The sequence below is a fragment of the Vibrio sp. NC2 genome (assembly GCF_025195005.1).
GTDB lineage: Bacteria > Pseudomonadota > Gammaproteobacteria > Enterobacterales > Vibrionaceae > Vibrio > Vibrio splendidus.
In genome coordinates this window covers 110,989-123,450 of sequence record NZ_JANVFC010000011.1, presented here as the reverse complement: position 1 = coordinate 123,450, position 12,462 = coordinate 110,989, and the positions used below count along the sequence as shown (strand labels likewise).

General features: G+C 45.6%; 11 protein-coding genes. 1 reads left to right on the top strand and 10 read right to left on the bottom strand.

From position 1 onward, the window contains the following. Positions 1 to 37: 37 nt before the first annotated feature. The 10 genes from rpe to pilM form a co-directional block, all read right to left on the bottom strand. Positions 38 to 712: a ribulose-phosphate 3-epimerase gene (rpe, locus tag NX845_RS15175; RefSeq protein ID WP_029222055.1), complete on the bottom strand. Its 675-nt coding sequence runs from the start codon at positions 710 to 712 to the stop codon at positions 38 to 40. A gap of 200 nt (positions 713 to 912) precedes the next feature. Next, on the bottom strand, positions 913 to 1,761 hold the full coding sequence (locus tag NX845_RS15170; protein WP_215515368.1) for a Dam family site-specific DNA-(adenine-N6)-methyltransferase: 849 nt from the start codon (positions 1,759 to 1,761) through the stop codon (positions 913 to 915). A 69-nt stretch (positions 1,762 to 1,830) separates the two neighbouring features. Next, the gene (locus NX845_RS15165) at positions 1,831 to 3,348 is read right to left on the bottom strand and encodes an SPOR domain-containing protein (RefSeq protein ID WP_260256970.1); all 1,518 of its coding nucleotides are present in this window, start codon (positions 3,346 to 3,348) and stop codon (positions 1,831 to 1,833) included. Between the two features lie 79 nt (positions 3,349 to 3,427). Beyond that, positions 3,428 to 4,516 (bottom strand): 3-dehydroquinate synthase, encoded by a 1,089-nt coding sequence (gene aroB / locus NX845_RS15160; protein WP_004729663.1) that lies wholly within the window; start codon positions 4,514 to 4,516, stop codon positions 3,428 to 3,430. A gap of 26 nt (positions 4,517 to 4,542) precedes the next feature. Beyond that, a complete protein-coding gene (aroK, locus tag NX845_RS15155; RefSeq protein ID WP_004729664.1) occupies positions 4,543 to 5,061 on the bottom strand; it encodes a shikimate kinase AroK in 519 nt (172 codons plus the stop codon). 176 nt (positions 5,062 to 5,237) lie between these two features. After that, positions 5,238 to 6,956: a type IV pilus secretin PilQ gene (locus NX845_RS15150; RefSeq protein WP_065606431.1), complete on the bottom strand. Its 1,719-nt coding sequence runs from the start codon at positions 6,954 to 6,956 to the stop codon at positions 5,238 to 5,240. 35 nt (positions 6,957 to 6,991) lie between these two features. Next, positions 6,992 to 7,513 (bottom strand): pilus assembly protein PilP, encoded by a 522-nt coding sequence (locus NX845_RS15145; RefSeq protein ID WP_017085981.1) that lies wholly within the window; start codon positions 7,511 to 7,513, stop codon positions 6,992 to 6,994. After that, complete coding sequence (locus NX845_RS15140) at positions 7,497 to 8,126, bottom strand: type 4a pilus biogenesis protein PilO (protein WP_004729667.1); 630 nt, start codon at positions 8,124 to 8,126, stop codon at positions 7,497 to 7,499. Before NX845_RS15140 ends, NX845_RS15145 begins: the two co-directional genes overlap by 17 nt. Beyond that, a complete protein-coding gene (locus tag NX845_RS15135) occupies positions 8,119 to 8,718 on the bottom strand; it encodes a PilN domain-containing protein (RefSeq protein ID WP_260256969.1) in 600 nt (199 codons plus the stop codon). The genes NX845_RS15140 and NX845_RS15135 overlap by 8 nt, the downstream gene beginning before the upstream one ends. After that, a complete protein-coding gene (pilM, locus tag NX845_RS15130; RefSeq protein ID WP_260256968.1) occupies positions 8,702 to 9,727 on the bottom strand; it encodes a type IV pilus assembly protein PilM in 1,026 nt (341 codons plus the stop codon). Before pilM ends, NX845_RS15135 begins: the two co-directional genes overlap by 17 nt. Before the next feature lie 151 nt (positions 9,728 to 9,878). On the opposite strand from pilM, the gene NX845_RS15125 reads away from it, so the two are divergent. Continuing rightward, positions 9,879 to 12,440, top strand: coding sequence for a penicillin-binding protein 1A (locus NX845_RS15125; protein ID WP_019350879.1), 2,562 nt, complete (start codon positions 9,879 to 9,881; stop codon positions 12,438 to 12,440). Positions 12,441 to 12,462 lie beyond the last annotated feature (22 nt).

Sequence of the window (12,462 nt, the reverse complement as noted above, 5' to 3'; positions counted from 1 at the left end):
TTTTTTGATTTTAGGTCAACAGACCCTAGTTCTACTTTTATGCGTTTACTTTTGCAAGCTCTGCACGCATCTCATCAATCACTTCTTTGTAATCTGGTTGATTGAAGATAGCGGAACCTGCAACAAACATGTCTGCGCCCGCTTCTGCGATTTCACGGATATTATCTACCTTCACGCCGCCATCAATCTCAAGGCGGATATCACGGCCAGATTCGTCAATAAGTTTACGAACAGCGCGCAGCTTATCAAGTGTGTGTGGAATGAAAGATTGACCGCCAAAGCCAGGGTTCACTGACATCAGTAGAATCATGTCGACTTTGTCTAGGATGTAATCAAGGCAAGAAAGTGGCGTTGCTGGGTTAAGTACGACACCCGCTTTACAGCCGTGTTCTTTGATTAGCTGTAGAGTACGGTCAACGTGCTCAGACGCTTCAACGTGGAAGGTAATCATTGATGCGCCGGCTTTAGCAAACTCAGGTACGATGCTGTCTACTGGCTTAACCATTAGGTGAACATCGATAGGAGCCGTGATGCCGTAGTCGCGCAACGCTTTACAGATCGGTGCACCAAAAGTCAGGTTAGGTACGTAGTGGTTATCCATCACATCGAAGTGCACAACGTCGGCACCGGCTGCGAGTACTTTTTCTACGTCTTCACCAAGACGAGCAAAATCTGCAGACAAAATCGATGGAGCGATTAGAAAATCTTTCATACCAAACCTCTTAAGAGTGAGTAAATTGCGAATATCACCGCCTTGTGACATCTCGTACACGAAGACAAGACTCAATCCCAAGACTATTTGGTGTGCAATTCTACCTAAGCACCTAAGCAGATTCTAGCAGTTCGAAAGATTAGTTTATGAAAGTACCCGTTGGTCACTCAATTTAATGAGTTCGAGGGTTATACTGACGACTACAATTCTATTGAAGCGTGCTGCTGGTTTTTCTCTTTATGAAAAAGTGCCAGTAACTCATCAACTTTATTACGCCCTGCGCCATTACGGCTAATGGTGCGCTTAACCTTGACCACGTTCAGTTCCGCACCATGATATAAACGGCGCGTTAAGGTAGTGTCATGGTTTGAAATCAAGACAGGGATGCCTCGTTCCATTGCCGCTCTTTCTGCAACATCAGCCAAGGCCGCTTGATCATCTAAGCTGAAGCCATTACCCGCATAAGAGGTAAAGTTAGCAGTACTAGACAATGGCGCATAAGGAGGATCACAATAAACCACACAGCCTTTACGGGCGCGGCTAAAGGTCTCGCTATAACCTTCACAAACAAACGTCGCTTTCTTCGCTTTCTCAGCAAAAAACTCCAACTCAGCTTCTGGAAAGTAAGGTTTTTTATAAGAACCAAATGGAACGTTAAAACCGCCCTTCTTGTTGTAACGACACAAGCCATTGAAGCCAAATCGGTTCATGTACAAGAAAGCTAACGAGCGATACATGACGTTATCTGTACCATTGAACTCAGCGCGAACATCTAAGAACACTTCTCTACGGTTATTCTCCGGACAGAACCAACGCTTCGCTTCAGTGATATAGGTTTCAGGATCGGTTTTAAGTAGATTGTATAGGTTGATAAGATCGGGATTGATATCTGCAAGCAGGTACTGTTCAAAATCAGTATTCAAAAATACTGAGCCGGCACCGACAAACGGTTCTACCAATTTACGAGCAGGTGGCAGGTGACGTTGGATGTCTTCAACTAGGCCATATTTACCACCAGCCCATTTTAGAAAGGCACGCTGCTTTTTCATTTACTGCTCTATCTATCAACTCAAAAATAAGGCTGCGGAATGTAACATATTTTGAGGCTAAGCTCAGGGTTATTTCGCACGTTCTATCTCTCGATGCACTTGATTCATCGATTTTGCCCAAGGTTCCAACTGCTGAAGTGGTTTTGATAACGCACTTACGGCATCTCGCGCGACTTGAATCGTTGGATAATCTTGATAAGTGATAATAAACCACTTGGTGTCGTTACGAAGTGTTGGATAAATACGAACCTTGTCCTCGACGTCATATTCTTCAATAAAAGACTGAACATCTTCTAATGACGTCATCGCGCTCAGCTGTAAGGTATAAGCGCGTGGCGAGATAGCTTGTAACTCTTCGCGAGCAAATGAGAAGGTGATCTTTTTCGTCGGCGGTGTTGATTCAGTTAGGTCAGCACCTTCATCAACTGAAGCTTGTGACTCGTTTTTCGCCGCATCAGGTTGCGCGCTAACCGCGGCACTTGTGTTTTCTTCTACGGCAGCATCAATCGCACTGGTATTGGCACTTTTCGGCTTGTCATCAAGCAAGGCATCAACCACATCAGAAGTAATCACCACACGTTGCTGCTCTTGTTTCACCTCACCAACACTGGCTGTACCTTCCACCACAACCGGTGGTAAAGATGAACTGTCATCGTCAGCACCTTGATAGCTCATGTCAGCTTCGGCTTCAGAATCTGAAGACCCGTCGACTCCGGCTTGCTTGGTACCACTTTCCACTTCAAACGTTGGGATAGCGGTTTGTTCAATGGGAGCGATAAGTGATTGCGCTTTATCGTCAGGGGTTGGTTGACTGAACATCCACCAATAGCCACCACCAATTAAAACCAACAACAAGGCCACCACCATCGCGATATTGATGGGTGAGCCAATAATTGAGCGAATAATAATCCTTTTTTCCACTTTCAATTCTCCTAAAGCCATTAACTCGCCAGGCAAAGGTTGCGCTTTATTAAACGCACGTCGCACGCGAGTTTCAGACTCATCATCAACATATCGAATCACTAGGGATTCAAAGAAATGTTCCGCTTCTGGTTGAGAAAGATCATCGATTTCGAGGTCGATAGGCTTGTGTGGTTGCCCGTAACTAAGACGTGTTAGTAGCGTGTCTAGATGGCCAATTTCCGAGAAGAGAACGATATTGATCGTCCATTGAGGGTTTGATTGAGCTTCAAGTACCAACATCCATAATTCGGATACCAATAACTCAGACAGTCGGTGGGCATCATCTACAACGATAACCACATTACACGACTCTCCATCCAGTAGCCTTGCGAGGCTATCTGATAAAGAATCATGTTGATTAAACAGGGGATCAGAAACAATTTGGCTAAGAATAAGCGCGCGACGTTGTTGATCGTCTTGGCTTGGGTGACAAAGCAGTAAACACTGATTTTTTTCTGTCGACCATGCTTCAAGGTAACGTTGAGCCAACCAAGATCGGCCAGAGCCAGCTTTGCCCGCAACCGTTACAAGGTTTGAACCAAAGTTAGTCAAAAGCTGTAAGCGCTCTAGCAGCTCAACTTGAGACTCTAACTCTAATACTCTTAATTCATGAGCCAAACTCATTGGGGATCCCTACTGATAAGATCGATCAGTAAAACGCTTCAGCTGCCTAGAATTTAGCTAGGCAACCTCACAACCAAATTTAAAGAGTACGGCAGAAATCAATCGCTTGTTTAATGATGTCTTGAGGCACATCAGCGACCACTTCAGCGGTACCAATACTTGTTGGTAATACCAAACGTAACTGACCAGACAGCACTTTTTTATCACGCATCATGTGCTTCATAAAGTCTTCAAAAGACATGCTTTCTGGCGTATGGATTGGCAGTTTCGCATTCTTGAGTATAGAAATAATTCGCTCAAGTTGCTGCTGAGAGATCAGTCCCTGTAATTGAGCGGTTTTCGCTGCCATTACAGTGCCTGACGACACAGCTTCACCATGTAGCCAATTACCATAGCCTAGTTCTGCTTCGATCGCATGACCAAATGTATGACCTAGGTTCAATAACGCTCTGATTCCTGACTCTTTTTCATCTATAGCAACCACTTCAGCCTTAATTGCACAACAACGAGCAATCGCGGTAATCAGTGCATCTTCATCTAGTTGATAAAGTTTCTCTAGATTCTGTTCCAACCAATCAAAAAAGACTTCATCGTAAATGATGCCGTATTTGATCACCTCAGCAATGCCCGCTGCGAACTCACGCTCTGGAAGCGTTGATAAGCAGTTAGTATCGATGATGACAGATTTTGGTTGGTAAAAAGCGCCGATCATATTCTTGCCAAGGGGATGGTTCACTGCAGTTTTACCGCCTACAGAGGAGTCCACTTGAGAAAGAAGGGTCGTCGGGATTTGAATGAAATCAATACCGCGCTGGTAGCAAGAGGCAGCAAAACCGACCAAATCACCGATAACACCACCACCCAAAGCAATCACCACCACATCGCGGCTGTAATTTCCTTCAAGCATGTAGCTCATCACTGAGTTGAACGTTTCAAGTGTTTTGTATTGCTCACCGTCTGGCAACTCTAAAAGAGAAGTTTGACAGCCTACTTGATCCAACAACGATAAAATTTTATCGGCATAAAGAGGCGCTACTGTCACATTACTGATAACAACAACTTTCTGTTTGCCTGATAAAAAAGAAAGGTACGCCGGGTCTTCAAATAACCCGGCGCCAATAGAGATAGGGTAGCTACGCTCAGCTAGATTGACCGTAATCCGTTCCATGGGTTTGCTCTCCGAAAAAAATGAACTTAACGTTCTTCTAGCATTTTTACGATCTGGTTGGCTACCACTTTTGCACTTTGATCGTCGGTACGAACTGTGTAGTCCGCCACTTCGTCGTATAGTGCGTTGCGAGATACAGCTAGATCTTCTAGCACATCACGCGGGTTGTCTGTTTGAAGTAGAGGGCGTTTCTTGTCGCGGTTAGTGCGAGCAAGTTGCTTTTCAATTGTTGTTTCTAGGTATACAACAATGCCTCGTGCAGATAGACGGTTACGGTTTTCTTTGCTCAGCACTGAACCACCGCCTGTCGCAAGAACAATACCTTGTTCTTCTGTCAGATCGTTGATTACAGATTCTTCGCGCTTACGGAAACCATCTTCGCCCTCAACATCAAAAACCCATGCGATGTCTGCGCCAGTGCGCTCTTCAATCACAGTGTCAGAGTCTAGAAACTCCATATGAAGTTGGGAAGCTAGGTGTCTACCAATTGTACTTTTGCCGGCGCCCATTGGGCCAACAAGAAAAATATTGCGTTTCTCAGCCATGTTTTTAGCAGTAATTTACAACGTTAATTCAATGACATCGCCACAAGGTAGGTCAGTACAAGTACTGAAATTAAAAGGCCCGTGGCACCGATTCCTCACAGATAATTCGTGATAAGACCCGAAATTATCAAGGTTAGGTGCCACTAATGCAACTTTATTTTTAATCTAATTGTTCATTACTGAATCACAACTTTGGGTGTAACAAAAATAAGTAGTTCACTTTTACCCACATTTTCATAGCTACGACGGAATAATGCACCCAAAACTGGCAGGTCTCCTAACAGAGGAACTTTGTCCACTGTACTGCTCACACTGTGCTGAAATATTCCACCAAGTACGACTGTTTCACCATTATTAACAAGAACTTGCGTCCCTATGCGTTGAGTATCAATGGCAACAGCCTCACCCGTTCCGGTTTTTACTACTTGCCCTGGCCTATCTTGGGTCACGCTTAAATCCAATACCAAACGATTGTCGGGCGTGATTTGTGGTGTCACCTTAAGACTCAACACTGCTTTCTTAAATGCGACCGAAGTAGCACCACTTGAAGACGACTCTAAATAAGGAATTTCAGTACCTTGCTCAATATAAGCGGGTTTTTTATTGGTGGTGATTAAACGTGGGCTGGAAATAATCTCAGCTTTTGACTCTTGTTGTAGTGCCGACAATTCAAGATCAAGCAAGGTATCTGAACCCAGTTTAGCCACCTGAAACGCAATGCTTGATGCATTAGGAGATGTCGCCCCTAGATTAACGTTGAGGAAATCGTCAATCGCACTGTTCCCACCATTATCGTCATACGGCGTAATTTGCGATGGGTGGTTGCCCTCTATCGAGCCGCCAACTTTAAAGCTACCGTTGGTGGAAGAAACACCCCAACGCACCCCTAACTCATCAAGGTTACCCTCGGTAACGGTTACGATGCGCGCCTCTATCTGGACTTGCTTCACGGGGATGTCCAAAGATTCAATGATGCCTCGTATCACGGCAATGTTTTCTTCCAGTTCACGAATCAATAGAGAATTGGTGCGTTCATCAATGGTGATCGAGCCACGATCGGACAACATGCTCACCGCACCTTCACCGCCAATCATGTCGGCAATGTCGGTGGCTTTAGCAAAATTAATCTTGATGATTTCCGACTTAAGCTCCCCTAACTCCTCTTCTAAGCGAGATTTCTCTAACGCTTGTTGCTCTCGAAGATCGAGTTCTGCTTTTGGCGCCACCAAAATAACATTGCCATCAACGCGCTTATCTAGTCCTTTAACTTGCAAGATAATGTCGAGAACTTGCTGCCAAGGTACGCCATCTAAACGTAAAGTTAGGTTACCAGCTACCGAGTCAGACACGACGAGATTGAAATCGTTGTAGTCAGCAATCAGCTGCAGGACATTTCGTACCGGGATATCTTGGAAGTTAATCGATATCAGTTTGCCCTCTTTTTCTAAAACGCTTTTCTCTTTGGTCGCTTCATTGATAACAGGCTTGCTGATCACCACCTCTATGAAACGACCTTTTAGGTTATATTCATACTGATAGTCACCAGCGATCGTCGCCAACAGTCGTGTGCTGGGCGTCTCTTTATAGACTTCAATACCTTCCACTAGGGTCGCGAAATCCTTCACATCCAAAAGATAAAGCTTATCGTCATTAACTTGAGTATTGAGTAATTCGATACTTAACCCTTCCTGAGCACGTTGAACATCCACCACAGCGGTGCTGGTTGCCAGCTCAATAATAATGACGGCGTCTTTATCTTTGTTTACCCTAAAATCAATATTCTCCAATTGATTAGGTAAGCTTTCGGCGTGACTGAGCACACTAAAGACCAACATCACAGACACAGCAAAACCTTGTAGAGCCTTGCTCACTAATCCACTTATTCCTTTAATCATATTTACATCTCATATCCACATCATGTGACATTGGTTTACTTCAGAGCCAGTCTAACGTTGCGCTTATGCCAACAACCTAAGCCATCTGGAAGAGTTTCATTAATCTGAACGTACTGGCTCGTCACTTTAGTAACTCGGCCGTTGTTTAAGCCGATAAACTGGCCTTTTTTGACGTTTACCACGTTCCCTTTGGGTGTTTGCACTAACCCAAACACACTTGTTCCGCTTCCCATGACGCCTCTTAAACGAAGCTTACTCAACGGGTACTTTTCTAATTTCCCATTACGAGAACGCGCGCTAGGTTGCCAACAGTCCTTCTTAACTAAAGGCTGGTTTTGCACGATAGCTTCTTTAGGCAGTTCAAACGGAGGACGAAAGGCTCGGCGCTGATAAGTAGCGGCCAAAAACTCAGTCGCAGGAACCAATTGTTCCACCTCTTTTCTCGCTTTGGCCTCAACTTGCACTACAAAGTCTTCTAACGAATCTTCATTCGCTTTACAGCCTGTGAGCACAAGCAATAGTAATGTTGAATAAAACACGCTATTGGGTTTCATCATTGACCTCCGATTTAAATTGGTAGGTATAAGCTCGAACCCTGAAGTGCAGCGTGCTACTTTCTTGACTGACTCGCTGCCAATTCACGTCATCAAAGCTGATGATGCGTGGCAGCTTAGCAATGGCCGCAGAGAAATCACCAATCTCGTGGTAGTCACCCGTCAGCTCGATGTTGAGCGGTAAACGATAGAGAAACTCTTTGTTCTGCTTCTGCCCCCAGTCAATTCGCGTAAATGTCAGCTTATTATCCAATCCAAGCTCGTTCACAGAGGCCAACATACTGGCTAGCTCTTTTTGAACGGGCAATTGCTCCAATAGATAGTCATAACGGCTAGTTAGCTCATCCAGCTGGCTCTGAAGCTTAGGTAAGGCCGCAACCTTATTGGCCTTTATTCTCAAGGTCGCTTTTAAGGTCTGCTCCTGTTGCTTCATCTGTTGCAGTTCATCGTCGAGCGGCAGCACATAAAGCCAAGTGCCAACACCTTGGATTAACACTATCAACACCAGAATCACGAGAAGCTGAGGCAACAATGGCCATTCGGTGATCTCATCAACATCGAGATCTTGCAAACTCATCCTGTTTTGCCAACTAATCTTATTTTGAAGGTTAGCCATGATGCGCCCCCTTCTCTTTTCTGCTCGCGGTTGTGCTTTCTAAAGACACAGGGCTAAACACAAAAGAGACCTTGAAGGTCTGAAACTCTTTATTAAAGCGCTTGCGGTTATGAACGATAGAGTGCATCTCGACCCCTTTCAGAGAATCTGAACGCTCGAGGTTGTCCAACATGGTGGCGAGACGAGCGGTGCTGTCGCTGATGCCCGACATTTCAATCTCCTGACCATTCATCTTTATCTTGTCGACATACACGCCCTCAGGAATAAGCTCCGGCATCAGATTCATAAAGTCGGTGGTCTTGTTGCGACCAAGCTGCAACGATTCGACCACATCAAGCCTAGTCAGAATCGCTTTATGCTCCTGCTCTGCGACCTTTAATGACTGAATTTGTCGGTCGAGCTCGACAATATATCGATTGAGGTAACTAAGACGTGCTTGCTGCTTGGCTTGTTGGTCGTAAAAATAGTGACCAACCGCCCATTGCCCTGCAAGCGCGATGATGACGCCAAGAATGATCAGATGGATAAAGCGCTTCTTGTGCTGAGCGCGAATCTCATCACGCCACGGCAGCAGGTTAATTTGATGCAACATGCTTTTCTCCCTGCCACTTGAGTCCACTCATCGCCATACCCGCCGCAATACCGAAATGTTGCCAATTCGTTGGTAATCGACGTCGCTTCGCCACCTTATTCTCAAATAGAGACAAAGGATTCAATGACTCGCAGCTCATCTGAAAATGACGTTCTAGCTCTTCGGTTACCATCGGAATGCTGGCGCCCTCGCCCATCAGCCAGATCCCTGAGATAGGTTGCTGCGCATTTCCCGAGGAATAGAGCTGCAATTGACGCTTGAGCTTCTCAATCAGGTTAACAATAAATTGATGTGTATCTTCAGTGGTGGCGAACACACTCTCGATATCACTTGCAGCACCATTGCTGCGAAGATCTTTGGTACCAAAAGCGATATCTTTATAAAACGGAACCAAACCTTGTGGAATAATGCCTAACGACGTTTGGTCGATTCCCACATCCACCAGCAGCCAGTTTTTCTTTTCGGGGTACAGGCGCGATGCCATTTGCCAGATGTTAAGCAGCCCATGCGCCTGCGTGTCTACCACCACAGGTTTAAAACCAGCTTTGGTCAAAGCATCCGCTCGGCTATCCACCACTTCTTTACGAGTGGCGTATACCTGATAACTGCTTGTCGAACCTTTACCAAATCGTTTGTCTTCCAGCTTTACAAAATCTAAACTCAGCTCCTCTATCGGAAAGGGAGATTGATGAGCAAAGGTTTGATAGATCGAAAACTCTTTTTCTCTGTCTTCTAACTCACTCTCTATTTGCAGTACTTTGCTGATCACCGTGTTATCAGGTACTGAAATGGCGACGTTGCAACAGCCAAAAGGCAGCCCTTTCCTAAGTTCTTTAAGTTTCTTAACAGTTTTCTGATACTCCAAAGTATGGTTAGCTGTAAAAATGTCGTCCGAAATCGGCAGCTCTTTGTATCCCACTAGGGCATACAGCTCCCCCACGGGTTTTAGTACCACGGCTTTGATGCTGTGATGATTTATATCTATACCTGTAATTAATGATGAACCCATGTGACCTAGCTCCTGAAGTGCCAAGCATTTCGTTGATTATCTAGGGGTTGTGATTATTAGTTAAATAAGCGTTAATAAACGAAAGCTAAGTTTTTAGCCTAGAGTACAAGGGTTTGCTGCTTATCAGCCTTAACTAATCAGGGATTATCCGGTGAAGTTCATAAAGCGATTATTCATATTTACATTGATTTGCATGATTCTTGGAGTCAGTACAATTTTTGGGTTTTATTATTACGTAAAACCAGAGTTGCCTGATGTTGCCACTTTGCGTGACGTGAAGCTCCAAACGCCAATGCAAGTCTTCAGTCAAGACGGTAAGTTGATCTCTCAATTTGGCGAAAAGCGTCGCAACCCAGTGACTTATGACGAGATTCCTCGCCACTTAGTTGAAGCTCTGATTGCCACCGAAGATAGCCGTTTTTACGAACACCCAGGTATTGACCCAATCGGTATCACCCGTGCAGCGCTCGTCGTTGCAATGTCGGGTTCAGCCAAACAAGGGGCGAGTACCATTACTCAGCAGCTTGCGCGTAACTTCTTCTTATCTAATGAGAAAAAGATCATGCGTAAGATCAAAGAGATCTTCATTGCGATCCACATTGAGCAACTGCTTAGCAAAGAAGAGATCATGGAACTTTATGTAAATAAGATCTTCCTTGGTCATCGCTCGTACGGTTTTGGCGCGGCTGCGCGTGTTTATTTCGGAAAGGATCTCCCTGAGCTCACCCTGAGTGAAATTGCTACGCTGGCGGGTATGCCAAAAGCACCATCCACGATGAACCCTATCTATTCGATTGAGCGCGCGACTCACCGTCGTAACGTGGTATTACGTCGTATGTTAGACGAGAAATACATCACTCAAGCAGAGTTCGATGAAGCTCGTAGCGAGACATTGATATCGAAATACCACGGTGCAGAGATTGAACTGAGCGCGCCGTATGTTGCTGAAGTAGCACGTGCGTGGATGGTTGAACGCTATGGCGAAGCCGCTTACACATCAGGTATGAAGGTTTACACGACCGTTGATTCGAAACTGCAAAAAGCAGCGAACCAAGCGGCGATTAAGAACCTACTTGGCTACGATGAGCGTCACGGCTACCGTGGTGCAGAAAAAGTATTGTGGCAGACGGCTCAATCAGCTTGGGATCAGGAACAAATCGTTAAACACCTTAAGTCTCAACCAACCTATGGTGACTTAGTCCCTGCGGTTGTTACCGCGGTTGATTCGAAAAGCGCTCAAGTTTGGGTTAAAAACCAAGGCGAAGGCACTATTGAGTGGCAAGGCATGAACTGGGCGCGTAAATTCCTAACGGATAATCGCCAAGGACCAGCCCCTTCTCAAGCGAAAGAGATTCTTGCTGTTGGTGAGCAAGTTTGGGTTCGCCATGAAGCAATTACAGGAGACGAAGTATCTGAAGAGCCGACAGAAGAGTCAGCAGAGGCGAAGTCAGAAACACCTGTTGAATGGCGACTAAGCCAAGTACCCAATGCGAACACTGCTTTTGTTGCAATGAACCCGAACAACGGCGCGGTATTGTCGATGGTGGGTGGCTTTAACTTTGTTCACAACAAATTCAACCGTGCGACGCAATCTATTCGTCAGGTGGGTTCTGGTATCAAACCATTTATCTACTCAGCGGCGATTGATAAAGGCTTAACGTTAGCATCACTGATCAACGATGCGCCTATCAATCAATGGGATAAGAGCCAAGGTACCGCATGGCGACCAAAGAACTCACCACCGACCTACGTGGGTCCTACGCGTTTACGTATTGGCTTAGCTCAATCTAAAAACGTAATGGCTGTGCGTGTGCTGCGTGAAGTTGGCTTAGATGATACTCGTAACTACCTAACTCGTTTTGGTTTTGATATTGACGAAGTACCTCGTTCTGAAACCATTGCTCTAGGTGCGGGTAGCTTAACGCCAATGAAGGTAGCTCAAGGTTACTCAGTATTCGCTAATGGCGGCTACTACGTTGAACCTTTCTACATCAGCCGTATTGAAACGCCATTTGGTGAGACTGAATTCGAAGCGACACCAAAAGTGGTTTGTAAGGACAATTGCGATCATAAGGTTGCCACAGACCCAATGGCCGATGAGTTTGCAGAGCAAGATGTGGATGCCAAAGTGCAATACGCGCCTCAAGTCATCTCTGAGCAGAACGCATTCCTTGTTCGTGAAATGATGTACAGCAATATCTGGGGCGGCGGTGACTGGAGTGCTGGTACAGGTTGGAATGGTACAGGTTGGCGAGCTCAGCCGTTGAAGCGTCGTGACATTGGCGGTAAAACCGGTACAACCAATGACTCGAAAGATACATGGTACAGCGGCTACGGCCCTGGCATGGTGGCAACGGTATGGGTTGGTTTTGATAACCACAACCGTAACCTAGGTCGAACTAAAGCGAACTCTAACCTTGGCAAGAGCCAGATTACCGGTGCCGAAGCGGGCGCTAAAACGGCAGAGCCTGCATGGGTTGATTTCATGGGTACGGCGTTAGCGGGCGTTCCTGCTGAGCGTAAAGAGATTCCGGAGAACATCGTTCGTGTTCGTATCGACCGTGAAACTGGCTTACTGACTAATAAGTTCGATAGCTCATCAATGTTCGAGTACTTCGAGAAAGGCACAGAGCCAACTGAGTACATCACTGAACGTTTCAATGATGACATCTACTCAACGTCATCAGGCGAAGCAGTAGAAGAGCTATTCTAGCTAGGGTTTGTTGAACCGAGTA

Bases quoted from the DNA above. Each gene is read 5' to 3' on its own strand.
- NX845_RS15165 (WP_260256970.1), bottom strand. From the start codon at position 3,348: ATGAGTTTGGCTCATGAATTAAGAGTATTAGAGTTAGAGTCTCAAGTT.
- aroB (WP_004729663.1), bottom strand. From the start codon at position 4,516: ATGGAACGGATTACGGTCAATCTAGCTGAGCGTAGCTACCCTATCTCT.
- aroK (WP_004729664.1), bottom strand. From the start codon at position 5,061: ATGGCTGAGAAACGCAATATTTTTCTTGTTGGCCCAATGGGCGCCGGC.
- rpe (WP_029222055.1), bottom strand. From the start codon at position 712: ATGAAAGATTTTCTAATCGCTCCATCGATTTTGTCTGCAGATTTTGCT.
- pilM (WP_260256968.1), bottom strand. From the start codon at position 9,727: ATGGGTTCATCATTAATTACAGGTATAGATATAAATCATCACAGCATC.
- NX845_RS15140 (WP_004729667.1), bottom strand. From the start codon at position 8,126: ATGGCTAACCTTCAAAATAAGATTAGTTGGCAAAACAGGATGAGTTTG.
- NX845_RS15170 (WP_215515368.1), bottom strand. From the start codon at position 1,761: ATGAAAAAGCAGCGTGCCTTTCTAAAATGGGCTGGTGGTAAATATGGC.
- NX845_RS15145 (WP_017085981.1), bottom strand. From the start codon at position 7,513: ATGATGAAACCCAATAGCGTGTTTTATTCAACATTACTATTGCTTGTG.
- NX845_RS15135 (WP_260256969.1), bottom strand. From the start codon at position 8,718: ATGTTGCATCAAATTAACCTGCTGCCGTGGCGTGATGAGATTCGCGCT.
- NX845_RS15150 (WP_065606431.1), bottom strand. From the start codon at position 6,956: ATGATTAAAGGAATAAGTGGATTAGTGAGCAAGGCTCTACAAGGTTTT.